The sequence below is a fragment of the Stenotrophomonas sp. C-A genome, assembly GCF_054030835.1.
Genome location: NZ_CM132916.1, coordinates 1,517,862 through 1,542,913, shown reverse-complemented (window position 1 = coordinate 1,542,913; position 25,052 = coordinate 1,517,862). Strand labels below are relative to the sequence as shown.

19 protein-coding genes and 1 pseudogene are annotated in these 25,052 nt (G+C 67.7%); 11 read left to right on the top strand and 9 right to left on the bottom strand.

The window, feature by feature from the left end; genetic code table 11:
- The first annotated feature begins 46 nt into the window (after window positions 1-46).
- Both ACW5IY_RS07275 and parC read left to right on the top strand, forming a co-directional pair.
- Window positions 47-928 carry a helix-turn-helix domain-containing protein gene (locus tag ACW5IY_RS07275; protein WP_049399506.1) on the top strand — a complete coding sequence of 294 codons (882 nt, stop codon included), beginning with the start codon at window positions 47-49 and terminating at the stop codon, window positions 926-928.
- 60 nt (window positions 929-988) lie between these two features.
- On the top strand, window positions 989-3,232 hold the full coding sequence (parC, locus tag ACW5IY_RS07270; RefSeq protein ID WP_049436494.1) for a DNA topoisomerase IV subunit A: 2,244 nt from the start codon (window positions 989-991) through the stop codon (window positions 3,230-3,232).
- A 245-nt stretch (window positions 3,233-3,477) separates the two neighbouring features.
- Here the strand turns inward: parC and bfr are convergent, their stop codons facing one another.
- Complete coding sequence (bfr, locus tag ACW5IY_RS07265) at window positions 3,478-3,966, bottom strand: bacterioferritin (RefSeq protein WP_010486279.1); 489 nt, start codon at window positions 3,964-3,966, stop codon at window positions 3,478-3,480.
- A gap of 124 nt (window positions 3,967-4,090) precedes the next feature.
- Between bfr and ACW5IY_RS07260 the strand changes: the two genes are divergently transcribed.
- On the top strand, window positions 4,091-6,418 hold the full coding sequence (locus ACW5IY_RS07260) for a penicillin acylase family protein (RefSeq protein ID WP_049436493.1): 2,328 nt from the start codon (window positions 4,091-4,093) through the stop codon (window positions 6,416-6,418).
- 123 nt (window positions 6,419-6,541) lie between these two features.
- On the opposite strand, the gene ACW5IY_RS07255 is transcribed toward ACW5IY_RS07260, so the two are convergent.
- Both ACW5IY_RS07255 and asnB read right to left on the bottom strand, forming a co-directional pair.
- Window positions 6,542-7,930 (bottom strand): cation:proton antiporter domain-containing protein, encoded by a 1,389-nt coding sequence (locus ACW5IY_RS07255; protein WP_049436492.1) that lies wholly within the window; start codon window positions 7,928-7,930, stop codon window positions 6,542-6,544.
- Window positions 7,931-8,029: 99 nt separating this feature from the next.
- On the bottom strand, window positions 8,030-9,721 hold the full coding sequence (gene asnB, locus ACW5IY_RS07250) for an asparagine synthase B (RefSeq protein ID WP_049436491.1): 1,692 nt from the start codon (window positions 9,719-9,721) through the stop codon (window positions 8,030-8,032).
- 337 nt (window positions 9,722-10,058) lie between these two features.
- Here asnB and ACW5IY_RS07245 point away from each other — a divergent pair.
- Window positions 10,059-10,937 (top strand): annotated as a pseudogene (locus ACW5IY_RS07245) (tetratricopeptide repeat protein).
- A 124-nt stretch (window positions 10,938-11,061) separates the two neighbouring features.
- On the opposite strand, the gene dapE reads toward ACW5IY_RS07245, so the two are convergent.
- The 6 genes from dapE to map are packed head-to-tail and all read right to left on the bottom strand — an operon-like array spanning window position 11,062 to window position 17,994.
- The gene (dapE, locus tag ACW5IY_RS07240) at window positions 11,062-12,189 is read right to left on the bottom strand and encodes a succinyl-diaminopimelate desuccinylase (protein ID WP_049436489.1); all 1,128 of its coding nucleotides are present in this window, start codon (window positions 12,187-12,189) and stop codon (window positions 11,062-11,064) included.
- Window positions 12,186-12,557, bottom strand: coding sequence for an arsenate reductase (locus ACW5IY_RS07235; protein WP_192840217.1), 372 nt, complete (start codon window positions 12,555-12,557; stop codon window positions 12,186-12,188). Before ACW5IY_RS07235 ends, dapE begins: the two co-directional genes overlap by 4 nt.
- Window positions 12,558-12,588: 31 nt before the next feature.
- The gene (locus tag ACW5IY_RS07230; RefSeq protein WP_049436488.1) at window positions 12,589-13,455 is read right to left on the bottom strand and encodes a hypothetical protein; all 867 of its coding nucleotides are present in this window, start codon (window positions 13,453-13,455) and stop codon (window positions 12,589-12,591) included.
- Between the two features lie 2 nt (window positions 13,456-13,457).
- A complete protein-coding gene (gene dapD, locus ACW5IY_RS07225; protein WP_049436487.1) occupies window positions 13,458-14,522 on the bottom strand; it encodes a 2,3,4,5-tetrahydropyridine-2,6-dicarboxylate N-succinyltransferase in 1,065 nt (354 codons plus the stop codon).
- Window positions 14,522-17,131 (bottom strand): [protein-PII] uridylyltransferase, encoded by a 2,610-nt coding sequence (locus ACW5IY_RS07220; RefSeq protein WP_456044017.1) that lies wholly within the window; start codon window positions 17,129-17,131, stop codon window positions 14,522-14,524. The genes dapD and ACW5IY_RS07220 overlap by 1 nt, the downstream gene beginning before the upstream one ends.
- Window positions 17,132-17,151: 20 nt before the next feature.
- Window positions 17,152-17,994: a type I methionyl aminopeptidase gene (gene map / locus ACW5IY_RS07215; protein WP_049436485.1), complete on the bottom strand. Its 843-nt coding sequence runs from the start codon at window positions 17,992-17,994 to the stop codon at window positions 17,152-17,154.
- Window positions 17,995-18,167: 173 nt separating this feature from the next.
- On the opposite strand from map, the gene ACW5IY_RS07210 reads away from it, so the two are divergent.
- From ACW5IY_RS07210 to rpsB, 7 genes are all read left to right on the top strand, one after another.
- Window positions 18,168-18,698, top strand: coding sequence for a Csu type fimbrial protein (locus ACW5IY_RS07210; RefSeq protein WP_049436484.1), 531 nt, complete (start codon window positions 18,168-18,170; stop codon window positions 18,696-18,698).
- Window positions 18,698-19,447: a fimbrial biogenesis chaperone gene (locus ACW5IY_RS07205; protein WP_197638471.1), complete on the top strand. Its 750-nt coding sequence runs from the start codon at window positions 18,698-18,700 to the stop codon at window positions 19,445-19,447. The genes ACW5IY_RS07210 and ACW5IY_RS07205 overlap by 1 nt, the downstream gene beginning before the upstream one ends.
- Window positions 19,448-19,454: 7 nt before the next feature.
- A complete protein-coding gene (locus ACW5IY_RS07200) occupies window positions 19,455-21,833 on the top strand; it encodes a fimbria/pilus outer membrane usher protein (protein ID WP_049436482.1) in 2,379 nt (792 codons plus the stop codon).
- Complete coding sequence (locus ACW5IY_RS07195; RefSeq protein ID WP_197638472.1) at window positions 21,830-22,867, top strand: Csu type fimbrial protein; 1,038 nt, start codon at window positions 21,830-21,832, stop codon at window positions 22,865-22,867. The genes ACW5IY_RS07200 and ACW5IY_RS07195 overlap by 4 nt, the downstream gene beginning before the upstream one ends.
- 132 nt (window positions 22,868-22,999) lie before the next feature.
- Window positions 23,000-23,245: a hypothetical protein gene (locus ACW5IY_RS07190; protein ID WP_401741144.1), complete on the top strand. Its 246-nt coding sequence runs from the start codon at window positions 23,000-23,002 to the stop codon at window positions 23,243-23,245.
- Complete coding sequence (locus ACW5IY_RS07185) at window positions 23,245-23,943, top strand: fimbrial biogenesis chaperone (protein WP_049436479.1); 699 nt, start codon at window positions 23,245-23,247, stop codon at window positions 23,941-23,943. Before ACW5IY_RS07190 ends, ACW5IY_RS07185 begins: the two co-directional genes overlap by 1 nt.
- 219 nt (window positions 23,944-24,162) lie before the next feature.
- Window positions 24,163-24,969: a 30S ribosomal protein S2 gene (gene rpsB, locus ACW5IY_RS07180; protein WP_005408748.1), complete on the top strand. Its 807-nt coding sequence runs from the start codon at window positions 24,163-24,165 to the stop codon at window positions 24,967-24,969.
- Window positions 24,970-25,052: the final 83 nt, after the last annotated feature.

Below are 25,052 nucleotides of genomic sequence, written 5' to 3'. Positions count from 1 at the left end.
CGGTAGTACAATTCAGCCAATGGATGACACATTTCAGCCAGCGGATATGATGAACAAGGCAGAAATCCCCCCTCCCAAGCGGTTGTTGCGCGACGACGCCCTGGATTGGTTCGAGCGCAATGACGGGCCACCGGTTGTCGCTTTCCGCTTCGACAGCCCCTTGGGCCTGGTCCGTGAAGTGGATTGGCACCACCACCAGCGCGCGCAGCTGATCTGCGTCGAACGTGGCCTGCTGACCACCCGGACCTCGCACGGGACATGGTCACTGGCGCCGGGCTCGGCCGGCTGGATGCCGCCGCTGGAGCCGCATACGGTCACCCTCGACGGCCCGCTGCGCGGCTGGGGCATGGCACTGGCCGCGCCGGCCTGCGCCACCCTGCCTGCCGATCCCTGCGTGCTGGGCCTGTCCAAGCTGGCGCAGGCGCTGGCCGACCGCATCTGCGAATGGCCGCTGGGCTATGACACCACACCCGAGCGCCAGCACATCATCGAGGTGCTGCTGGACGAGATCCGCACCGCGCCACGCCAGCGCATGCATCTACCGATGCCGCACGACCGGCGCCTGCTGAAGATCGCCTCGCAGCTGCTGGCCGACCCCTCCGACGAGCGCAGCCTGGCCGAATGGGCGCATTGGGCCGGCCTGTCGCCGCGCAGCCTGACCCGCCACTTCCGCGATGAGACCACGCTCAGCTTCGCCCAGTGGCGGCAGCAGGCCCGCCTGTCCGAGGCTCTGCGCCAGCTGACCGACGGCCGCAGCGTGGCCGACATCGCCCACGCGCTGGGCTTCAGCAGCGCCAGCGCCTTCGTCACCGTGTTCCGCCGCCACTTCGGGCTGCCGCCGGGGCGCTACCTGGCACGGGCCGGCCACGGCCTGGAAACCGGGCTGGACCCTGCACGCGGCTTGGCATCCCCCGCCGCATCCGGATAATCACAGGATTGCGAGCGGCGACCGCCGTCGCCGCCTCCCGACAACAGGTAACAACGCCGCATGACCGAACTTGCCCGCCCCGTGTTCCACGGATTCGAACAACTGCCGCTGCGCGAGTACGCCGAACGCGCCTACCTCGACTACTCGATGTACGTGGTCCTGGACCGCGCCCTGCCGTTCATCGGCGACGGCCTGAAGCCGGTGCAGCGCCGCATCATCTATTCGATGAGCGAGCTGGGCCTGAACGCCGCGTCCAAGCCGAAGAAGTCCGCGCGCACCGTCGGTGACGTCATCGGTAAGTACCACCCGCACGGCGACAGCGCGTGCTACGAGGCACTGGTGCTGATGGCCCAGCCGTTCTCGTACCGCTACCCGCTGATCGAGGGCCAGGGCAACTTCGGCTCCAGCGACGACCCGAAGTCGTTCGCGGCGATGCGCTACACCGAATCCAAGCTGACGCCGATCGCCGAAGTGCTGCTGGGCGAACTGGGCCAGGGCACCACCGACTGGGCACCGAACTTCGACGGCACCCTGCAGGAACCGACCTGGATGCCGGCGCGGCTGCCGCACCTGCTGCTCAACGGCACCACCGGCATCGCCGTGGGCATGGCCACCGACGTGCCGCCGCACAATCTCAACGAGATCGTCAGCGCGCTGCTGCACCTGCTGGACAACCCCGATGCCAGCGTGCGCGACCTGTGCGAGCACGTGCAGGGCCCGGACTATCCGTCCAGCGCCGAGATCATCACCGCGGCCAATGACCTGCGCAACATCTACGAGACCGGCAACGGCAGCGTGCGCGCACGTGCGACCTTCACCAAGGAAGCGCACAACATCGTGGTCACCGCGCTGCCGTTCCAGGTGTCGCCGTCGAAGGTGATCGAGCAGATCGCCGCACAGATGCGCGCCAAGAAGCTGCCGTGGCTGGAAGACATCCGCGATGAGTCCGACCATGCCAACCCGGTGCGCGTGGTGCTGGTGCCGCGTTCCAACCGTGTCGACGCCGAGCAGCTGATGGGCCACCTGTTCGCCACCACGGACATGGAACGCAGCTATCGCGTCAACCTCAACGTGATCGGGCTGGACGGCCGTCCGCAGGTGAAGAACCTGAAGATGCTGCTCAGCGAATGGCTGACCTTCCGCAGCAACACCGTCACCCGCCGCCTGCAGCACCGCCTGCAGAAGGTCGAGCGCCGCCTGCACCTGTTGGAAGGCCTGCTGGTCGCCTTCCTCAACCTGGACGAGGTGATCCATATCATCCGTACCGAGGATGAACCGAAGGCAGCGCTGATCGCGCGCTTCGGCCTGTCCGAGGAACAGGCCGAGTACATCCTGGAAACCAAGCTGAAGCAGCTGGCCCGCCTGGAGGAGATGAAGATCCGTGGCGAGCAGGACGAGCTGGCCAAGGAGCGCGAGAAGATCCTCGGCATCCTCGACAGCAAGGCCAAGCTGAAGAAGCTGATCCGCGACGAACTGACCGCCGACGCCAGGAAGTTCGGCGACGCACGCCGTTCGCCGCTGGTGCAGCGCCAGGCCGCACAGGCCATCGACGAGACCGAGCTGGTGCCGAGCGAGCCGATGACCGTGGTGCTGTCGGAGAAGGGCTGGATCCGTGCCGCCAAGGGCCACGACGTCGATGCGTCCGCCCTCTCCTACCGCGACGGTGATGCCCTGCAGGGCGCGGTGCGTGCGCGCAGCACCCAGCAGGTCGCGTTCCTCGACAGCGAGGGCCGCGCCTACTCGACGCCGGTGCACACCCTGCCCTCCGCGCGTGGCAACGGTGAACCGCTGACCGGCCGCTTCTCGCCAGCCGCGGGCACCAGCTTCGTGACCCTGGCCAGTGCCGAGCCGGACACCCGCTTCGTGCTGGCCTCCAGTCATGGCTATGGCTTCGTCACCCGCTTCGAGAACCTGATCGGTCGCAACAAGGCCGGCAAGGCGATGCTGAACCTGTCGGCGGGTTCATCGGTGCTGACCCCGTCGGTAGTGGCCAATGTCGCCACCGACCGCATCGTGGCAGTGACCAGTTCGGGCAACCTGCTGGCGATCGCTGCCAACGACCTGCCGGAACTGGACAAGGGCAAGGGCAACAAGATCATCGAGATCCCGAAGGCCAAGCTCGCCACCGAACGCGTGGTCGCCATCGTGGCGATCAGCCCGGGACAGACCCTGCAGGTACGCAGCGGGCAGCGCACGATGGGGCTGAAGTTCAACGAGCTCGACGCCTACCTCGGCGCCCGCGCCACCCGCGGCCACCTGCTGCCGCGCGGCTGGCAGAAGGTGGAAGGGTTGTCGGTGGAGTAAGGCGCCCGCCTGGTAGGTGTCGACCTCGGTTGACACGCCTTGCCTGACGTCAGATACGAAAAAGCCGGGGCAATCCCCGGCTTTTTCGTTGTCGGCTGGCGGGCGGTGGAGCAGCTGGCTGGCGAAAGCTGGCTGGCGGTGCTCCGGTGCTGGCGGGCGACAGAACTTTTGTAGAGTCGAGCCATGCTCGACTCGGATCCAACAGCAGCCGAGCATGGCCCGGCTCTACAGAGAGCGGTGCCGGCTCAGTGCGCCGGGGCGCCGTTGCCGTCGATCTTGCTCAGCTGGTACAGCTCCAGGCCGATGCGCTTGATCAGGCCCAACTGCTGCTCCAGCCACCAGGCGTGGTCTTCCTCTGTGTCCTTCAGCTGCGCCAGCAGGATGTCGCGGCTCACGTAGTCGCCGTTCTCTTCGCACAGCTTCATGCCGGCGGCGAGATTGTTCCGAACCGCGTATTCAGTGTCGAGATCCTTCTGCAGCATCTCTTCCACGGTCTTGCCCGGCTCGGTGGCATGCGGACGCATGTCCGGGTCGCCGCCGAGGAACAGGATCCGGCGCAGCAGCGCATCGGCGTGCTGGGTTTCCTCTTCCATCTCGTGGTTCAGGCGTTCGTACAGCGCGAACAGGCCCTGATCCTCGTAGCGGCGGGAATGGATGAAGTACTGGTCGCGGGCTGCAAGCTCGCCGCGCAGCAGTTCCTTCAGGCAGGCGATGACGTCCGGGTTGCCTTTCATGGGGGGGCTCCTGTGAATCGATGTGACATAGGGTGCCGCATTTCAAAATACGGTGATCTAATCGGAATCAGTCGCAGTTGCGCCTGCGGCTACAATCGGCCCACGAGTTCGGAAAGGACGTGCGATGCGACGTACATGGCGTTGGGTGCTGGGCGTGTTGATCGCCATCGTGCTGGTCACCGCACTGGTCCTGTGGCTGCTGCTGCGCGGCAGCCTGGCCGACCTGGACGGCGAGCATGCGCTGCCGGGGCTGGCCAAGCCGGTCACCATCGAGCGCGATGCGCTGGGCGTGGTCACCATCACTGCGGGCAGCCAGGCCGACGCGATGCGTGCATTGGGCCGCGTGCATGCGCAGGAACGTTACTTCGAGATGGACCTGATGCGCCGCAGCGCCGCCGGTGAGCTGTCGGCACTGTTCGGACCGAAGGCCATCGACGCCGACAAACGCATGCGCGTGCATCGCCTGCGCGCGCGCACCGAGGCGAACCTGCAGGCCGCGCTGGGCGAAAACGGCGCGGCCGTGCGTGCCTACGTCGACGGTGTCAACGAAGGGCTGGCCGGCCTTTCCGTGCGGCCGTGGGCGTACCTGCTGCTGCGGCAGTCACCGCAACCGTGGAAAGCCAGCGACAGCGTGCTGGCCGGGCTGGCCATGTACGCCGACCTGCAGGACCCGGACAACCAGACCGAGCTTGCGCTCAGCCGCATCCGCGCAGTGGTGCCGCCCGCGCTGTACGCGCTGATCGCCCACGACGGCACCGAATGGGATGCACCGCTGTTCGGCGAACCGACCGGCAACGCCACGCTCCCCGATGCCAGCCAGCTGGATCTGCGCACGTTGAAGGGGAAGCCAGGCACCGGGCAGGAAGAGGCCGATGTCATCGGCAGCAACAACTTCGCGGTGGCCGGTGCACTCACCGCCGACGGCCGCGCGATCGTCGCCGACGACATGCACCTGGGCCTGCGCGCACCCGGCCTGTGGTTCCGTGTGCGCCTGCGCTATCCCGACCCGCAGGCCGCGGGCGGCCAGGTCGACGTCACCGGCTTCTCGCTGCCCGGCCTGCCGGCGGTGATCGTCGGCAGCAACGGGCACGTGGCCTGGGGCTTCACCAACAGTTACATCGATACCGCCGATTACCGCACTGAACCGGCCAACGCCGCGGTAACCGTGCATGAAGAACACATCGCCGTGGCCGGCCAGGCCGACGTGCTGTTCCCGGTGCGCGAAACCGCCTGGGGCCCGATCCTGCATACCCACGCCGATGGCAGCGGCGATGCGCTGCGCTGGGTCGCCCACCTGCCCGGCGCGGTGCGCCTGGACTTCGGTGACCTGGCCCGTGCCGGTGACCTGGACGGTGCCCTGCAGTTCGCCGACCACGCCGGCATCCCCGCGCAGAACCTGGTGGTCGGCGACCGCAGCGGGCGCATCGCCTGGCGGCTGATCGGCGCCCGCCCGGATCGCGGTCCGGGCTGTGCACCGGCCGGCTTCACCGCCGCCAGCAACCAGGACTGCGCGCCATGGCCAATCCGCAGCGATGCCTCACCGGCATTGATCGATCCCCCCAACCATCGCCTGTGGACCGCCAACGGTCGCGTCCTCGACGGTGAGGCGCTGGCTACCGTCGGCAACGGTGGCTATGACCTTGGCGCTCGCGCGCGGCAGATCCGCGACCTGCTGGCGATCCAGGAGCGCTTCGACGAACACGACCTGCTGGCGATCCAGCTCGACGACCGCGCGGTGTTCCTGCAGCGCTGGTGGGCACTGCTGCATGACGTGATCGAAGGCAGTGACGATCCTGCGCTGAAGCGGTTGAAGTCCGTCAGCCACCAGTGGGGCGGCCGGGCCTCGGCCAGCTCGGTCAGCTACCGGGTGGTGCGCGCGTTCCGCACGCAGGTGATGGATACCCTGTCCGATGCACTGCTGGCCCCGGCCAATGCGCAGCTGGGCGATGACTATCTGGATCCGCGCCTGGCGCAGCTGGAAGGTGTGGCCTGGCCGATGCTGCAGCAGCGCCCCGCCAACCTGTTGCCACCGGCCTACGACAGCTGGGACACGCTGCTGCTTGATGCCGCACGCCGCACCGAGAGCGAGCTGGCCAAGCAGGGCCCGCTGACCAAGCGCACCTGGGGCGAACGCAACACTGCGGCGCTCTGCCACCCGATCGCACGAGCGTTGCCCGAGGTTGCCAAGCGCTGGCTGTGCATGCCCGCCGACCAGCTGCCCGGCGACCGTGATATGCCGCGCGTGCAGACGCCGAACTTCGGCGCCTCCGAACGCATGGTGGTCTCGCCCGGCCACGAGGCCGACGGCATCGTGCACATGCCCGGCGGCCAGAGCGGGCATCCACTGTCTCCGTACTGGGGCGCCGGCCACGAAGACTGGGTGCATGGGCGGCCGACGCCGTTCCTGCCCGGCAAGGCGCAGCACACGATGACGCTGGTTCCAGCGCGCTGACGGCGGCACCCACATGCCCAAGGGTGCGCTGCACGCTGTAGAGCCGAGCCCATGCTCGGCTCCGCGCCAGAAGCAGCCGAGCATGGGCTCGGCTCTACAGAATGCCCGCGCGGCGCTAACGGGTCAGCCCCTGCGCCGCTCGATCAGGTTCAGCAGCGGCCCGGTCATCGCAGTGGTCACCAGCGCCATGATCACCAGCACCGCAAACAGGCGGTCACCGAGCAGGCCCAGCTCGTAGCCCAGGTTGAGCACGATCAGCTCCATCAGACCGCGGGTATTCATCAGCGCGCCCAACCGCCACGCCTCGCGCGTGGGCATGCCCGCGCTGCGTGCGGCACTGAAGGTGCCCAGCAACTTGCCGGCCGTGGCTACCGCGATCACCACCACGCACAGCACGATGTCGCTGGCCTGCAGCGCATCGGCGCGCATGCGCAGGCCGGTCATGGCGAAGAACAACGGCAGCAGCAGGGTTACCGCAAACGGTTCGACGCGGGCCATCAACAGGTCGCGCAGCTGCGCGTTGGACGATACGGCGACGCCCGCCGCGAATGCACCGAACAGCGCATGGATGCCGAGCATCTCGGTGATCAGGGCACTACCCAGCGACAGCAGCAGGATGCCGAGCAGCCAGCGCCCTTCACGGCCCGGCACGATCTGCTGGCGGGCGAACCACGGCTTCACCAGCCCCAGCATCAGCGCCACGAAGGCGACCACGCACAGCAGGTTGAGGCTGGCCGGCAGCCATCCGCTGGCCTGTGCAGCCGCCACGATCAGCGCCAGCAGGCACCATGCGGTGGCATCGCCCAATGCCGCGCAGGCGATGGCGGTCTGCCCCAGCGGCGTCTGCGTGATACCGCGGTCGGCAAGGATGCGCAGCAGCACGGGAAAGGCCGTGATGCTCATCGAAATACCAACGAAAAGTGCGAATGCAGTGAAGCCTACGCCCTGCGGGCCGTGCTGCGGATACAGCCAGATTGCGAGGGCGACGCCGAGCACGAACGGCACCGCGATGCCGGCATGACTGACCGTGAACGCAAAACGCCGGCGCCCGCGCAGCGCCGCCAGGTCCAGCTCGGCACCGGCCACCAGCAGGAACATCAGCACACCCAGCTGGCTGAGCATGCCCAGCGGGCCCAGCGAGCTGGCCGGGAACAGGGCACCATGCAGCTGCGGCAACAGGCTGCCAAGGACCAGCGGCCCCATCATCAGGCCGGCGGCCATCTCGCCGATCACCGCCGGCTGGCCAAAGCGCTTGAGCAGCGCACCTGCGCCCTTGGCCACCAGCAGCAGCACCAGCAGCTGCAGCAGGAACAGGCCCAGCGGTGACGCCAGGTGCTGCGCCCAGCTGCCTTCGGCAGCAACCGTGGCACGCGCGACCGCCTCGGGCGCCGCCGGCCCGGCATACCGCGCCAGCAGCACGCCGGCCAGCAGCGGGACACCGGCCCAGGCCAGATAACGCCATCCCCATTTCGTGGGCCGCATGCCGCCGCCCGCCTGTACGTCCATGAACATTCCCCAATGCGCAGGGGGCGATCATACAAAAAGGGGACGGAGGGGATTAAGTCGTTAGTGGCACAAACGACTTAATCCCCTCCGTCCCCTTTTTGGGGCTTAGGCCAGCGCCTGCTCGTGCACGCCGGCGATCGCGCGGCCGGAAGGGTCGGCCGCCGCCGCGAAGCTGGCGTCCCAGGCAATGGCCGCCGGCGACGAACAGGCGATCGACTTGCCGCCCGGCACGGTCTCGGCGGCCGCGCGGCTCGGGAAGAACTGCTCGAACAGGTGGCGGTAGTAGTACGCCTCCTTGGTCTGCGGCGGGTTGTGCGGGAAGCGCTTGTCGGCGGCCGCCAGCACACGGTCGCTCACCTGCGCTTCGGCATGCGCCTTCAGCCCGTCGATCCAGCCGTAGCCGACGCCATCGCTGAACTGCTCCTTCTGGCGCCACAGGATGCTGTCCGGCAGGTAGCCATCGAATGCCTCGCGCAGCACCGCCTTCTCGATGCGACGGCCACCGAACCCGGCACCGACCATCTTGTGCGCGGCATCGAAGCGCATCGCCACGTCGAGGAACTCACGATCCAGGAACGGCACGCGCGGCTCCACGCCCCAGGCCATCATCGACTTGTTGGCACGCAGGCAATCGTAGTTGTGCAGGGCATCGAGCTTGCGCACCAGCTCGTCGTGGAATTCGCGCGCATCCGGCGCCTTGTGGAAGTACAGGTAGCCACCGAAGATCTCGTCACTGCCCTCGCCGGACAGCACCATCTTCACGCCCATCGCCTTGATCCGTCGTGCCAGCAGGAACATCGGCGTCGATGCACGGATGGTGGTGACGTCGTAGGTTTCGATGTGGCGGATCACTTCCGGCAGTGCATCCAGGCCTTCTTCGAAGGTGTATTCGAAGCCGTGGTGCACGGTGCCGAGTGCCTCGGCGGCGATCGCGGCGGCGGCCAGATCGGGCGAGCCCTTCAAACCGATCGCGAACGAATGCAGCCGCGGCCACCAAGCTTCGGTCTGGCCACCGTCCTCGATGCGGCGACGCGCGTAGCGTGCGGCAACTGCCGCCACCAGCGACGAGTCCAGGCCACCGGACAGCAGCACGCCGTACGGCACATCGCTCATCAGCTGGCGCTCCACCGCATGTTCGAACGCCTGGCGCAGCTCGGCCAGATCGGCCTGGCGGCCCTGTACGTCGGCATAGTCGCGCCACGGTTGCTGGTAGTAGCGCACCAGCTCACCACGGGCACTGTCGAAGTAGTGGCCCGGCGGGAACTGCGCGACGTCGGCACAGGTGTCGACCAGCGCCTTCATTTCCGACGCCACGCGCAGCCGCCCCTGGGCATCGTGGCCCCAGTACAGCGGCACCACGCCGACCGGGTCGCGCGCCACCAGCACGCGGCCGCTGTCACGGTCCCACAGGGCGAAGGCAAAGATGCCGTTGAGCTGCTCCAGCCACTGCGCCGGCGATCCGCCCTGGCGGTACAGCGCGTTGATCACTTCACAGTCCGAACCGGTCTGGAAGTCGTAGGCGGTAGTCAGCGCGGCCTTCAGTTGCTGGTGGTTGTAGATTTCGCCGTTGACCGCCAGCGCCAGCTGGCCATCGGCCGACAGCAGCGGCTGCGAACCACCGGCCGGGTCGACGATGGCCAACCGCTCGTGGACCAGCAGCGCGCCTTCGTCGAGGTACACGCCGCTCCAGTCCGGGCCACGGTGGCGCTGGCGCTGCGACAGTTCCAGCGCATGGCGGCGCAGGGCCGGAAGATCGTCACCGGCCTGCAGGCCGAAGATTCCGAAGATCGAACACATGGGGGAGCTCCTGTTGGGGAATTTCACGGGTGGGAAGGTGTTCGACCGGCCATCCAGGCCCGGGTGGGCGGCGCCCGGGCACAAAAAAACCCGCATCGGCTGATGCGGGTTTTCTGGTGTCCGGGCGTGTGTTGCTGTCTATCTACCCAGGGCGCAGTCCCGCATCGGCCGCGCACGATTATTCGCGCGCAGATTATTGCGGTTGTTGTTATTGACGGCGGTGGCCAGGCGGATCGACATGGCATCGACCCTACCCCGGTTTCCGGCGCGGCGCAACAGTTGCGTCGGCAACCACGCCTGAGGCGCATAATGGCGCGCCCTGAACCGTGTAACAGGAATGCAACACCGCAATGGACGCACCGGCGCACTGACCGCCCTGCTCTGCCTGGGCCTGGCGGCCTGCCAGACCCTGCCCCCGCCTTCTACGCTGCCGCAGTCCCAGCAGCAGGCATTGGAACAACGTGGAACCGACGGCAGCTTCGAGGGTGCCTTCGATACCGCGCAAACCTTCGAGCGCTTCAACGATCCGCGCGCCATCGCCTACTACTAGCGTGCCGCAGCGGTCACCCCCTGGACCTTCCACAATACCAAGGCGGAAGAAGCACTGGGCCGGATCTGGATCTCCGGCACGCTGCGCCATGCCGACAGCCCCCACATCAACCCGGCACCAGTGCTGCGCGCATCCTGGCGACGTGGCGAACGCGCCTCTCTGGCGGCGGCCTACCACGGCAATCCCTATGCGTTCTTCGGGCTCGCCAAGGCCTATCGTCAGCGTGGCGACACGCAACAGGCGCTGCGCTGGGACCTGCGCGGCATGATCTACGAGCGCTACCCGAGTTCGTCGTCACGTCTACCGGATGCGGTCGCCGCACAGGGTGACACCGTGCATCCGCTGGTTGCGCGGATCCAGCGTTGCGCCGAGCGTGGCGATGCCGAAGCGCAGGTGGACCTGGGCGCGCTGCTGGAGATAGGCATGGGACTGCCGCGCGATCCGGCACGTGCGCTGCAGCTGTACCAGCGCGCCGGTGAGAAGGGCAATGTGTTCGGCCAGTACTTCGCCGGGCTGCTGCTGGGCCGCAGCGCGCCGGGGGTGGAGAAGGACACCGAGGCGGCGGCGCGCTGGTTTGCCAAGGCCGAGGCGCAGCGCTTCTACATGGCGGCGCCGAGTTACTGGAAGAAAGCGGTCGAGCCGCCGTTCTTCCTCTTTTCGGAATAGTGGAGCCGAGCCATGCTCGGCTGCTTCTGCCGGGAAAAACCAGCCGAGCATGGCTCGGCTCCACAGGAAAACAGCCCAGGCGAGAGGCCGCGCCGACCAACGGTCGGTACCCACCGTCGCAGGCTCACGCCAGCAGCCGTTCCACCAGGCGCTGGTACAGCCTCGGCAACGCTTCCAGATCGTCCACGCGCACGTTCTCGTCCACCTGATGGATGCTGGCGTTCACCGGCCCCACTTCGATGCACTGCGCACCCAGCGGCGCGATGAAGCGAGCATCGGACGTGCCGCCGCCGGTGCTTTCTTCCGGGGCACGGCCGATCTGCTCGGCCAGCACTGCACGTGCGGTGGCGCGCAGCGTGCCTTCCGGGGTGTAGAACGGCTCACCACTGCGGTGCCACTTCAGCGTGTACTGCAGGCCATGCCGGTCCAGCAGTGCGGTGATCTCTGCTTCCAGCTTCGGCGCGTCCCAGTGCGGGTTGTAGCGGAGGTTGAAATCCACTTCGAGCTCGCCGGGAATCACGTTGTTGGCACCGGTGCCGGCGTGGATGTTGGAGATCTGCAGGCTGGTCGGCGGAAAGCTCTCGTAGCCTTCGTCCCAGCGCCGCGCACTCAGTTCGGCCAGGGCCGGAGCCGCCTGGTGAATCGGGTTGCGTGCCTTTTCCGGATACGCCACGTGGCCCTGCACGCCCTGCACGCGCAGCTTGGCCGACAGGCTGCCACGACGCCCCACGCGCAGCAGGTCGCCCAGGATCGCGGTCGATGACGGCTCACCGGTGACGCACCAGTCGATGCGCTGGCCGCGTTCGGCGAACAACCGTGCGACGTGGCGCACACCATCGATGGCGTCGCCCTCCTCGTCGCTGGTCAGCAGCACCGCCAGCGTACCGGGGTGATCGGGATGCGCGGCGACGAACTGCTCGGCGGCGACCACGAACGCGGCCACGCTGCCCTTCATGTCTGCAGCGCCACGGCCATACAGCACGCCATCGCGGATCTGCGGCGTGAACGGGTCGCTGGTCCAGGCCTCGCGCGGACCCGTCGGCACCACGTCGGTATGGCCCAGCAGGACCAGTACCGGCGCGCCCTGGCCGTGGGTCGCCCACAGGTTATCGACGTCGCCCAGGCGAAGGTGATCGCACTCGAACCCGGCCTGCTTCAGGCGTGCCGCCAGCAGTGCCTGGCAGCCAGCATCATCCGGCGTCACCGAGGGTCGTGCGATCAGTTCGCAGGCCAGGTCGAGGACCGCGCTCATGCGTCACCCACGCCGAAGCGGGCCTTGAAGCCGTTGTCACTGAAACCCTGGCTGACCGCGCCATCGGCGGTGACCACCAGCGGGCGCTTGATCAGCTGCGGGTACTCGCGCAGCAGCAGCTTCCATTCGGCCTCGGAATCGGCAGCCTTGCGGTTGTCCGGCAGCTGCCGCCAGGTGGTGGAGGACTTGTTGACCATCGCCGCCAGGCCACCCAGCTGCGCTGCCCATGCCAGCAGTGTTTCCGGGCTCGGCTTGTGCTCGCGGTAGTCGACGAAGGTGTACGGCACGCCGAAGCGGTCCAGCCACTTGGTCGCCTTCTTGCAGGTATCGCAGTTCTTCAAACCGTAGACAGTGGTGCTCATGGCCATCTGTGATGCTGGAAAACAGAGGGCCAGAATCTCACAACAGGCGCTCGGACACGACCCGGAACGGCACCCGTGGCAGCAGGAAGGCCAGCCCTTCGTGCAACGCCACGCCCATCGCCTGCAGGCGCGGGCACTGCAGCTCGCCTTCCAGCTGCAGCGGCTGCAGGCGGTCGATCTCCACCGGCAACGCGATGCGGGTGCTGGCCCAGCGACAGTCGCAGGTACGGGCGATGGCCTCGTCCTGGCAGGTGAGGAAACGCAGGAGGGCCTGATGGCCACCGAAAGCCGCCGTCCATGCCGCGTCCTCCCAGCCCGCAGCAGCCTGCCACTGCAGGTACAGCTCCGGCGCACTGCCCTGCCCGCCTTCGATCCGGGTATGCCCACCGCCATCGGCGCGCACCGCATGTTCGAAGCGGGTGGACAGATGCGGCTGCATGGCATCGCTGAAGGCACGCGCGCCGGCGACGAAGGGCAGCTGGTCCATCACGTTGCGGTCGAACAGCACCACCGGTGTCCCGTCCGGAGCATCGTCACGACGCAGGTACCAGCGCCAGTTGCTCTGCCTTGGAGACGGCATCAGGGAACGCAGCGGCCCGGCCAACGCCGGCCCGAAGTGACCGTGACGGTAACTGAGGATGGTGTAAGGCGTACGTCCGGCATGGACCACGTAATGATGGCCTGGCGGTGGCATCGGCGCGTGGCGCACGTCGACCCACCAGCTCACGTAGACCACATCGCGCACATCACTGACCAGCGCTGGCATCGGCCAGCGCCGCGATAGTGCGCGGCGCAGCCGGGTCCAGCGCGGGGCGTGCAGCAGGCGCGGCAGCATCCGCCCGAACAGGGTGTCGGACGGATGCCGGTAGATCGCGGACTGCGCCAGATCCTCCGGCGCAGCCACCTTCAGTCGGCCAGGCCGCGCAGCAGGTCGTTGACGCTGGTCTTGCTGCGGGTCTTGGCATCAACCTGCTTGACGATCACCGCGCAGTACAGCGAATGGGTACCGTCCTTGCTCGGCAGCGAGCCGGACACCACCACGCTGTACGGCGGGATGTAGCCGTAGGTGATTTCGCCGGTGGCACGGTTGTAGATGCGGGTGCTCTGGCTGAGGAACACGCCCATGCCGATCACGCTGTGGTGACCGACGACCACGCCTTCCACCACCTCCGAACGGGCACCGATGAAGCAGTGGTCCTCGATGATGGTCGGGCTGGCCTGCAGCGGCTCCAGCACGCCGCCGATGCCGGCGCCACCGGACAGGTGGCAGTGCTGGCCGATTTGCGCGCACGAACCCACGGTGGCCCAGGTGTCGACCATGGTGCCTTCGCCGACGTAGGCGCCGATGTTGGTGAAGCTCGGCATCAGCACCACGTCCTTGCCGAAGTACGTACCGCGGCGGGCGATCGCGCCCGGCACCACGCGCACGCCGCCGCGGCGGAACTTCGCTTCGTCATAGCCGGCGAAGCGCGATTCGACCTTGTCCCAGAACGGCGCCGGGCGCGCATCGACCACCGCCATGTCGTTGACGCGGAAATACAGCAGCACGGCCTTCTTCAGCCACTCGTTGACCTTCCAGCCACCCTGGCCGTCCGGCTCGGCGACGCGGAACTCACCGCTCTCCAGGCCGTCGATCACGCGGTTGACCAGTGGCTTGGTCGAGCCTTCCAGCTCGTGCAGGGTCAAGGTGGCACGGCGCTCGAAGGCGCTCTCGATACCAAACTTCAGCTCTTCCACACCCGGTGCCGACGGCTTGCGCAGCGACTTGCGGGCGATGGTTTCGGCGCGGACGGCTTCGGCGCTCCTGGCCGGTGCCTTCTTCGCTGCTGCCGTTTTCTTCGCCGGGGCCTTCACCGCAGCGGCCTTCTTCGGCGCAGTGGCCTTCTTCGCGGCCGGTGCGGCGGCAGCAGGTTTCCGGGCCGCTGCGCTCTTGGGGGTCGCGGCGGTCTTCTTGGCGGGCTTGGTGGCCATCAGGCGGGGTCTCCGGCGTTTCGATCAGGATCCAGGCAGGCCAGCATCGCGTCATGCAACTGCTGCCGGGCAGGTTCAGTCAGGGGGAGGTCGTGTTCGTCACTGATCACGAAAGTGTCTTCGGCGCGTTCGCCGAACGTGGCAATGCGCGCATCATGCACGCGCAGGCCCTGGTTGCGCAGCACGAACGCCACATCGGCCAGCAGGCCGGGACGGTCGGGAGCGACCAGCGCGAAACGGGTTGCGCCCGGCTCATCGCGGAATTCGATGCGCGGAGCGAAGCGGAAGTGCCGCAGCTGCCGTGGCACCACCCGGCGTGACGGCCGCAGGCGCGACAGGTCACCACTGAGTGCCTCGCGCAGCGCCGCTTCCAGATTGGCACTGCTGCCATCGGCAAAGGTATCGGCCGGGTTCACTTCGAAGGTATCGAAGATGGTATCGGCCGGGCCGTCCAGCACGCGTGCGCGGTGGATGCCGTAGCCCTTGCGGTCCAGCGTCATCACGATCGCGGCGAACAGGCCGTCGCGGTCCGGCGAATGCACGAATACTTCCAGCGCGGGGTCGTCGACACTGATCCGGCGTACCTTCACCAGCGCCTGGCCCTGCTTCACCGGCACCAGCGCGGCGGCCTGCCAGGCCAGCTGCTCAGGGCGCAGGCGGATGAAGCCCTCATCCGGCATCACCGCGAACTGGCGGTCGATGGTGGCATCGTCGTAACCCCGCTCGCGCACCAGCGCGCGCACGCTGTCGCGCGCCTCGGCCACGCGCTCGGCCGCCGGCACCGGGTGCTCCAGCCCCTCGCGCAACGCGCGCCGGGTGGCGAAGTACAGGTCGGCCAGCAGGCGGTCCTTCCATGCATTCCACAGCTTGGGGCTGGTGCCGGCGATGTCGGCGCAGGTCAGCAGGTACAGATAGTCCAGGCGATCGCGGCTGCCGACCAGGGTGGCGAAGCGATGGATCACCTCCGGGTCGGCGATGTCCTGCTTCTGCGCGGTCACCGACATGCGCAGGTGCTGTTCGACCAGCCACGCCACCAGTTCGGTGTCGGACGTGCTCAGCGCATGCGCCTGGCAGAACGCGCGCGCGTCCACCGCGCCCAGCTCCGAATGGTCGCCGCCACGGCCCTTGGCGATGTCATGGAACAGGCCGGCGAGCAGCAGCAGCTCGGGCTTGCGCAGGCGTGGCCACACTTCATGCGCGATCGAGAAGCGCTCGTCGGCACGGCTGCTGGCGAACAGGCCGATGTTGCGCAGGACCATCAGCGTGTGCTGGTCGACGGTGTAGACATGGAACAGGTCGAACTGCATGCGCCCGCTGACCTGGGCGAAGGCGGGAATCCACTGGCCAAGCACGCCCAGCCGCGCCATGCGCGAGAGCGTATCGACCGGGCGCTGGCCGCGCAGCAACGCCAGGAACTGCTCGCGCGCATCGACGTCGGCCTGGTCGTAGGCCGGCAACAGCGGCAGCGCTTCGGCCAGCGCGCGTGCCGTCAGCGAATGCAGGCCGCGCACCTGCGGATTGTTGGCCCAGCTGGCAAACAGTGCGAACACCTGGCCGATATCGCCGCGCGGCCAGTCAGCTTCGTTGGCCGCCAGGTAGCCACGGCGCAGGGAAAAGCCCACGGTCAACGGCTCCGGCTGCGCCTCGCCGTCGAACTGCTCCTCGAAGCGCTGCAGCAGGCGGTCGCTGATCCGGCGCACCACCAGCGCGGCGCGGTAGAAGCCCTGCATCATCTTCTCGACACCGAGATTCTCGGCATCGTCTTCGAAGCCCAGGCGCGCGGCCAGGGTCTTCTGGTAATCGAAGCGCAACCGTTCTTCGGGGCGTCGCGCCACCAGGTGCAGGCCGAAGCGCAGCCGCGCCAGCACTGCACGTTCGCGCTTCAACGCGGCGGCTTCGTCGGCACCGAGATGGCCCAGCCCGACCAGCGCTTCCAGGTCACGTACACCGAACGCGCGAAGCGCCATCCAGCCCAGCGTATTGAGATCGCGCAGGCCACCGGGGCCATCCTTCAGATCCGGTTCCAGGTTGTCGGCGGTGTCGCCGAAACGCTGGTGGCGGTTGCGCAGCTCTTCCAGCTTGGCCAGGAAAAAGGTGCGTGCCGGCCACAATTCCCGATCGTCGATGGCCTCGCGCAGCGCGCGGCGTGCCGCATCATCGGCCAGGATCGGGCGCGCCTCGATCAGCGCGGTCAGTACGGTCTGGTCCGCCGCCGCCTCACGGCACTGCGGCGCCGAACGCACCGCATGGCTGACCGCCAGCCCGCAGTCCCACAGCAGTGCGAACAGGCGTGCCAGTGCGGATTCATGCGCCAACTGTGCCGACGGATCACCGAACACCAGCAGGTCGATGTCCGATCGCGGGAACAGTTCACCGCGGCCATAGCCCCCCACCGCGAACAACGACAGCCCGCTATCGGCTGGCAGGCAACGCTGCCACGCCAGGCGGATCAGATGGTCGGCGGCACGCGCGCGCAGCGCCAGCAGGCGCTCGATGTTGTCGCCCTGGTCGAAGCGGCGGTACAGGCGTGCGTCAGCCTGCTGCAGCGCCTGGCGCGCGGCAGCAGCCCAGTCCGGGTCGTTAAGCGACGCGGCCGGCGTGTCCAGCAGCGAACTCGCCGGCAGCATCTTCAGGAGACCTGCGACTCGCCCGGCGACAGGGTCAGCACGTCCACGCCGGTCTCGGTGACCGCGATCATGTGCTCCCACTGCGCCGACAGCTTGCGGTCCTTGGTCACCACGGTCCAGCCATCCGGCAGCACCTTGTTGTAGCGGGTGCCCTCGTTGATCATCGGCTCGATGGTGAAGGTCATGCCCGGCTGCAGCACCAGGCCCTGGCCCGGGCGGCCGTAATGCACCACCTGCGGCTCATCGTGGTAGACCTTGCCGATGCCGTGGCCGCAGTACTCGCGCACCACGCTGAAACGCTCGCCTTCGGCATAGCTCTGGATGGCATGGCCGATGTCGCCCAGGGTGGCGCCCGGGCGCACCGCGCGGATGCCGCGCCACATCGCTTCGTAGGTGGTTTCCACCAGGCGGCGGGCCATCACCGACGGGGTGCCGACGAAGAACATGCGGCTGGTGTCGCCGTGCCAGCCATCCTTGATGACGGTGACGTCGATGTTGATGATGTCGCCATCCTTGAGCACCTTCCCTTCGCTGGGGATGCCATGGCAGATGACGTTGTTGACCGAGGTGCACACGGTCTTGGGGAAGCCGCGGTAGCCGACGTTGGCCGGAATGGCGCCCTGCACGTTCACGATGTGGTCGTGGCAGATGCGGTCCAGTTCCTCGGTGGTGACACCGGGCTTGACGTGGGGGGTGACGATGTCGAGCACTTCGCTGGCCAGGCGGCCGGCGATTCGCATCATCTCGATTTCCTGCGGGGTTTTCAGATTCACGCTCATGGCCCCCATTATCGCCGATCCGGCCACAATCTGAACGAACGCCACCCAACTGGCGATCCGGGCCATGCACGGTTCCGGCAAGGAAAGTGAAAGCGTGATCGCCGCCACCCTTTCACCTCCCTGTTTATCACGAAATACAGACACTTACGCCACCTAAGCTGGGGTCACCGTCGCCGAAGCGGTGCCGAACGTGCCGCCTTCGCCTTGTTCAACGGACCTTCGGGTCAGGGAGGTTGTCCATGCGATCCGCGCTTCGTTCCCCGCTTGCCTGGGCCCTGACCGGGATCCTGCTGTCCAGCCCGGCCCTGGCTGCAGACACCACCACCTTCAATGTCACCCTGGTGGTCACCAAGGCCTGCACCATCACCGCTGCGGCCGCCACCAACGTCGACTTCGGCACGGCGGCCTCGACCACCGCTACCCCCACCCTGGGCCAGGGCACGGTCACCGCCCAGTGTTCGGCACTGACCCCGTACACGATTTCACTGAATGCAGGTGCCAACGCCAGCACCGCGAATGACGTCACCACCCGCCGGATGAAGAACACCAACGCCGCGGTGACCGCCAACAACTACGTCGGCTACCAGCTCTACCAGGACGCCGCACACACCCTGGTCTGGGGTGCCACCTCCGGCACCAACACCCAGGCTGGCATCGGCACCGGGCTGGCCGTGCCCTACATCGTCTACGGCCAGATCCTGAACCTCAGTACGAACAACCCGGCGACCGGTAACTACCTGGATACGGTTACCGCCACGATCACCTATTGATGGAGCACGCCCGCATGGCCCGACCCCGCCCGTGGCGCGCCACCGGCGTGGCGCTGCTCGTCCTGAGCCTGGTGCTCGCCGCCCCTGCCGAAGCCACCAGCCTGCAGGTCGCCCCCACCAGCCTGCAGCTGGAAGCGCGCCAGCGTGCCGGCGAGCTTTGGCTGACCAACAGCGGCACCTCGCCGGTGAAGCTGCAGGTGCGGGTGTTCCGCTGGGTGCAGCAGGACGGCCAGGAACAACTGTTGCCCACCGATGAGCTGGTGGTCACCCCGCCGATGCAGGAACTGGCTGCCGGACAGCAGCAGCTGGTCCGGGTGATGCGTCCGGACAGGACGCCACCACCTGCACAGCAACATTACCGCCTGATTGTCGACGAGGTGCCCGATCTGGCCACCCGTGCCGAAGGGATGCAGTTCGTGCTGCGCTATTCGATACCGGTGTTCGTGCAACCCGGCGCCGGCAAGCTTGCGCCGCAGCTGCAGGCCCGCCTGGTGCAGTTGCCCGATGGCCGCAACGGCGTCGAGGTGGCCAACGCGGGCAACAGCTATGCACAGATCGCCGATCTCGCGCTGGGCAGTGCCACGCGCCCGCGCATCGTGCATCCCGGACTGCTGGGATACGTGCTGCCCGGGCAGGTGATGCGCTGGCCGATCGAGCGCACGGCGATCGACCGCGACAACGACCAGATCACGGCCAAGCTCAATGGCGAGTCGGAACAGACGCCGCTGTCGCCTCCATCGGCTCGCTGAGGCGTTGATGGGTGCGCTGCTTGCTGCCCTGGCTCCTGCGGCGATCCAAGCCGCCGATGTGTCCGGCGCAGCGGCCACCGCCGCCGCCGATGCATCAGGCATCTCCGCCGATGCGATCCTGCCACCGCCCACACCATTGACCGCCAACCAGACGCTGTACCTGGACGTGTCGCTCAACAGCACCCCACGCGGCCTGATGCCTTTCATCGAGAACCGTGGCCGCCTGCAGGCCAGCCCCGACGTGCTGCGCCAGCTCGGCTTCAACGCCAACGGCGATGCACCGGTGTACCTGGACCAGATCAGCGGCGCGGTGGTGCGCTATGACGCACGCCTGCAGACCCTGGCGTTGGACGTGCCGCTGGACCAGCTGACCCTGCCGACCACCGTGCTCAGCCGCCCGCAGACGCGCGCCCCCGCAGGCAGTGCCTCACCCGGACTGCTGTTCAACTACGACGTGTATGGCAGCCGGGTGGATACGCTCGGCAACCTCAGCCTGAGCTCGGAACTGCGCCTGTTCGGCGTCGGCAACGGTACCTTCGAAAACACCGCGGTCAGCCGACGCTACCAGCAGCCCGGCGATCGTCGCTGGCGCGGTGAGAGCGTGCGCCTGGATACGCGCTGGAGCCTGGATTTCCCCGACAAGGCGATGACGCTGGAGGTCGGCGATTTCTACAGCGGCTTTGTCGACTGGACCCGCCCGGTGCGCCTGGGCGGTCTGCAGATCGGCCGCAACTACGGCCTGCAGCCGTATCGCGTGCTCACTCCCACGCCCAGCTTCCTCGGCCAGGCCGTGGTGCCCTCCACCGTCGAGCTGTATGTCGACGGCCTGCGCCAGTACAGCGGCCAGGTCCCGGTCGGCCCGTTCCAGCTGGCCGCGCAGCCAGGCATCAGCGGCACCGGCAGCGCACAGGTCGTGGTCACCGACGCATTCGGCCGCATGCAGACACTGGATTTCAGTTTCTATGGCACCCAGCAACTGCTGGCCAAGGGCCTGTCCGACTGGTCGGTCGGCGTCGGCAACCTGCGCGAGGACTTCGGCCAGCGCTCCTTCGCCTACGACGATCGCACCGTGGCCAGTGCCAGCTGGCGCGGCGGCATCAGCGATACCTTCACCGGTGAAGCGCATGCTGAAGGCGGAGGTGGCCTGGCCCAGGCCGGCATAGGCGGCTGGTGGCTGCTGGGCGGCGCCGGCGTGTTCAACGCGGCCTACGCGCACAGCAACCATTACGGCCTGCAGGGCGGGCAGTGGGCACTGGGTTACAGCTGGAACAACCGCCGTCTCAACGTCAACCTGCGCAGCGTGCGCAGCCACGGCGACTACCGTGACCTCGGCGCGCTGCAGGGCAACCTGCCGCCGAGCATCAGCGAACAGGCCACGGTCGGGCTGGATCTGCTGCGGCTGGGCACGCTCAGCGCCAGCTACCTGCGCCTGCGCTACCCCGATGGCGAAGACAACCGCTATGCCAGCCTGTTCTGGTCGCGCACCTGGAGCCAGCGCTGGTCGGCCTACCTGTCGGTGAACCAGAACCTGGACCACAGTGATGACCGCAGCATCTATCTGTCGGTGACCGCCAGCCTGGGCAACAACCGCCAGGCCAGCCTGTCCAGCCAGCGCAACGGCGACAGCCAGACCTGGGTGGCCGACGTCACCCAGCCGGTGCCCGGCGATGGCAGTGCAGGCGGCATCGGCTGGCGCGCGCAGGTGCGCCACGGCGAGGACGGCAACGGCGGCCTGGCCGAAGTCGGCATCCTCAATGACATTGGCCGCTACTCGTTCGGCGCCTCGCGCCAGGGCGGGCTAAACTATGCCTACGGCAGCGCCAGTGGCAGCCTGGTCTGGATGGGCGGGCACGCGTTCGCCACACGCGAGGTCTCGGACGCGTTCGCGGTGATCAGCACCAACGGCGTCGGCGGCGTGCCGGTGCGGCTGGAGAACCGCCTGATCGGCGTCACCGATGATCGTGGCCTGTTGCTGGTCAGCCCGCTGCTGTCCTGGCAACGCAACCGGGTCTCGATCGACACCCTGGACCTGCCCGAGGACATGCGTGCCGACCGCATCGAGGACTGGGTGACGCCGCGCCAGCGCGCCGGTACCCACGTGACATTCCAGTTGCGCTCGCGTCCCTCTCTGAGCCTGACGCTTCAGAGCATGGACGGGCAGCCACTGGAAGTGGGCAGCGAAGTGCAGCTGCCCGATGGACGCCAGGCCACGGTGGGCTATGACGGCCTGCTGTACCTGGAAGACATCGCTGCCGGCAGCGTGCTGTACATCACCACCAGCCGCGGCCAGTGCCGGGTGAAGGTACCCGACCAGCCCAAGGTGGTGGCGTCTGGCGCCCGGCCGAAGCCGGCACCGCTGCAGTGTATTCCGGAGGTGGCGCCATGAGGATGCTGCTGCTCGTCCTGCTGCTGTGGGCCGGCCTGCTGGCGGCGGCGCCCGCCAGTGCCACCGCGGTCTGCACGGCGGCGGCCAATCCGACCCTGCCATTCGGCAACATCAACAGCAACGCTCCCGGCCCTACGGCGGCAACGCTGAACATCACGGTGACCTGCACCACCGCCGCACTGAGCCTGCTGGCCACCACCGGCGTCCGCGTCTGCGTGGGTATCGGCGCTGGCAGTGGCGGCGGCAGCAGCTCCACCTTCCGCACGATGTCCACCTCCACCAGCGACACCATGAACTTCCAGTTGTACAACACCGCCAGCTACAGCCAGGCCACCGGCCTGGTGCCGCACGGCACGCCACCCGCGCAGGAGCTGACCATGAGCTACAGCGTGCCGCTGCTGACCGGCGGCAGCGGTGCGCAGTCCGTGCAGCTGTTCGCGCAGATCCCTGCCAACCAGATCCTCGCTTCGGGTGCCTACAGCAGCACCTTCAGCGGCGCCAACGTGGTGCTTACCTGGGCCTGGAACGAAGTCCTGCTCGGCACCGCCACCGTGCCGGCCACCTGCAACGGCGGCGCGACCGGCACCAACAGCGCCAGTGGGGCATTCAGCTTCACCGCCACTGCCAACGTGCTGCCGCAATGCGGCAGCTACGTCACCACCAGCATGGACTTCGGCAACGTCACCGGCAGCATTCCCGCCAACATCGACCGGACCGCCACGCTCACGCTGACCTGCCTGAAGAACACTGCCTACCAGATCAGCCTCAACAACGGCCAGAACAACCCCGCCGCCTCCACCACCCGACGCATGGCCACCACCATTGGCAGCGGCACCTACTACCTCCCCTATGAGCTGTACCGCGATGCCGCGCGCAGCCTGCGCTGGGGCAATACCCTCAACGTCGATACCGTTGGCGGCACCGGAAGTGGCAGCGCGCAGCAGCTGACCATCTATGGCCGGGTGCCGCCGGTCACCGGCCAGCCCGCGGCCGGTACCTACAACGATCTGGTGCAGGTGACGATCACCTATTGAGTCCCCTGTAGCGCCGAGCCCAGCTCGGCTTCATTTTCTGGCATCCGGCAGGCCGAGCATGGACTCGGCTCTACAGTTCCGGCGCATCCTGCCGATACCGCGCAACGGGTCCTACAGCACGGTGGATGGCAGGTGGTTCGCGCACTTCTGATCGGGGCGATGCTGGTCGCCAGTACGCCCGCGTGGGCCGATCCCGGCAGCACACCCCTGCAGATCCGGCTGACCGTGGTCGAGGGCTGCAGCGGTGATGCCGGTAATACCCGATGCGCGGCACCGCACAAACGCAGCGACGCGCCCGAGCTTCCGCAACAGATCCGCGACCTCGCGCCGCCGGCCGACAGCGACGACGCGGTGCCTGCCGTGACCGTCATCTACTGATGCGTACCCTGCTGAGCCTGCTGGTACTGCTGCTGGCGCTGCCCGCGGCGGCGCTGGACCTGGTGCCGACCACCCTGCAGCTGCCAGCCGAAGGGGGGTACGGCGAGCTGTGGCTGTACAACCCCGGGCCCGGCCGCTGGCAGGGCGAGGTTCGGATCCTGGCCTGGGAACAGCAGGCCGACGCGGAAAAGCTGCGGCCCAGTGACCAGATCCTGGCCAGCCCTGCCCGGCTCGACCTCCCGCCCGGCACCCGCCAACGCATCTGGCTGCTGCCCCGGGAGAGGTCGCCCATTGCCGTCGAGCAGGCCTACCGGGTGCTTCTGGCTCCCAGTGAACCGGACCTGTCACGGTACTCGCTGCCCTTGTTCAGGGGACACGCCGTGCCCTTGGCGCGGCCGGAGCTGCATGCCGGGATCGAACCCGGTACGTCACATCCCTTTCTGAGATTGAGCAACGCAGGTACCGTACACGCCCGCCTGCACGATCTTGCGTTCGTCGCCGACGATGGCCACCGCACCCTGCTGCTGCCGGGACTGGCCGGCTACCTGCTGGCGGGCCGGGAGCGCCGCTGGGCCCTCCCCGCCCATGCCGACGGCTATGCCCGTGGCCATTTCCAGGCCCGGCTGCAGGACGGCCGCGTGGTCGATCTGACCGTGCCGGACCCGCCAATTGCAGCGAGCGCACCGAGCGGGCTATAATCGACCGGATTCCTGCCGCCTGCGTGCGCGGGAGACCGTCCACACCGGACGTCACCGGTGAATCCACACCTGCTGCCCCCATCCGTGCCGGGGTGCTCCGCAAGGAGTTCGGCCACGGAGGCAACAGGGAAGCCCAACCCCGGAACCGATCGCGCTTCCACGCGTCCCGCATACCTATCCCGCGGGCGGAATCGCTGGTTCCATATCAGGAGTATTGCAATGCCCCAGGTCACCATGCGTCAGATGCTGGAAGCCGGCGTCCACTTCGGCCACCAGACCCGCTACTGGAACCCGAAGATGGCTCCGTACATCTTCGGCGCCCGCGGCAAGATCCACATCATCAACCTGGAAAAGACCGTCCCGCTGTTCAACGACGCGATGAACTTCATCTCGTCGGTTGCCCAGAAGCGCGGCACCGTCCTGTTCCTGGGCACCAAGCGCAGCGCCCGCGAAACCATCAAGGAAGAAGCCGAGCGTTGCGGCATGCCGTTCATGAACCAGCGTTGGCTGGGCGGCACCCTGACCAACTTCCGTACCGTCAAGCAGTCGGTTGCCCGCCTGAAGGAACTGGAAGCCGGTGAAACCGACGGCACCTTCGAGAAGCTGGTCAAGCACGAAGTGCTGGGCCTGCGTCGCGAGCGCGACAAGCTGGAAGCCTCGCTGGGCGGCATCAAGGACATGAACCGTCTGCCGGACGCCATCTTCGTGATCGACATCGGCCACGAAGACATCGCGATCAAGGAAGCCAAGAAGCTGGGCATCCCGGTCATCGCCGTGGTCGACACCAACTACAACCCGGAACTGGTGGACTACGCCATCCCGGGCAACGACGACGCCATCCGCGCTGTGCAGCTGTACGCCCGCGCCGCTGCCGACGCCGTGCTGGAAGGCAAGGCTGCTGCTCCGCACGCTGCTTCGGTGCGTGAGGAAGAGTTCGCTGAAGCCGCTGCTGAAGGCGAAGAGAAGCCGGCCCGCCGCGCTCCGGCCAAGAAGGCTGCCAAGAAGGGCGACGACGCCCAGGCCTGATCCAGGCCCCGGGGTGGACGCCCGGCGTCCACCCTCCCTGCACGCAGCCTTTGGCGCGTGACAGGACCGTGTCACACGGGCCG

Excerpts from the sequence above, each read along its gene's own strand:
- ACW5IY_RS07275 (WP_049399506.1), top strand. The coding sequence starts at position 47 with ATGATGAACAAGGCAGAAATCCCCCCTCCCAAGCGGTTGTTGCGCGAC.
- parC (WP_049436494.1), top strand. The coding sequence starts at position 989 with ATGACCGAACTTGCCCGCCCCGTGTTCCACGGATTCGAACAACTGCCG.
- rpsB (WP_005408748.1), top strand. The coding sequence starts at position 24,163 with ATGCCCCAGGTCACCATGCGTCAGATGCTGGAAGCCGGCGTCCACTTC.
- dapE (WP_049436489.1), bottom strand. The coding sequence starts at position 12,189 with ATGAGCGCGGTCCTCGACCTGGCCTGCGAACTGATCGCACGACCCTCG.
- dapD (WP_049436487.1), bottom strand. The coding sequence starts at position 14,522 with ATGGCCACCAAGCCCGCCAAGAAGACCGCCGCGACCCCCAAGAGCGCA.
- ACW5IY_RS07185 (WP_049436479.1), top strand. The coding sequence starts at position 23,245 with ATGCGTACCCTGCTGAGCCTGCTGGTACTGCTGCTGGCGCTGCCCGCG.
- ACW5IY_RS07200 (WP_049436482.1), top strand. The coding sequence starts at position 19,455 with ATGGGTGCGCTGCTTGCTGCCCTGGCTCCTGCGGCGATCCAAGCCGCC.
- ACW5IY_RS07195 (WP_197638472.1), top strand. The coding sequence starts at position 21,830 with ATGAGGATGCTGCTGCTCGTCCTGCTGCTGTGGGCCGGCCTGCTGGCG.
- ACW5IY_RS07255 (WP_049436492.1), bottom strand. The coding sequence starts at position 7,930 with ATGTTCATGGACGTACAGGCGGGCGGCGGCATGCGGCCCACGAAATGG.
- ACW5IY_RS07235 (WP_192840217.1), bottom strand. The coding sequence starts at position 12,557 with ATGGCCATGAGCACCACTGTCTACGGTTTGAAGAACTGCGATACCTGC.
- ACW5IY_RS07260 (WP_049436493.1), top strand. The coding sequence starts at position 4,091 with ATGCGACGTACATGGCGTTGGGTGCTGGGCGTGTTGATCGCCATCGTG.
- bfr (WP_010486279.1), bottom strand. The coding sequence starts at position 3,966 with ATGAAAGGCAACCCGGACGTCATCGCCTGCCTGAAGGAACTGCTGCGC.
- map (WP_049436485.1), bottom strand. The coding sequence starts at position 17,994 with ATGGCCCGGATCGCCAGTTGGGTGGCGTTCGTTCAGATTGTGGCCGGA.
- asnB (WP_049436491.1), bottom strand. The coding sequence starts at position 9,721 with ATGTGTTCGATCTTCGGAATCTTCGGCCTGCAGGCCGGTGACGATCTT.
- ACW5IY_RS07210 (WP_049436484.1), top strand. The coding sequence starts at position 18,168 with ATGCGATCCGCGCTTCGTTCCCCGCTTGCCTGGGCCCTGACCGGGATC.
- ACW5IY_RS07205 (WP_197638471.1), top strand. The coding sequence starts at position 18,698 with ATGGAGCACGCCCGCATGGCCCGACCCCGCCCGTGGCGCGCCACCGGC.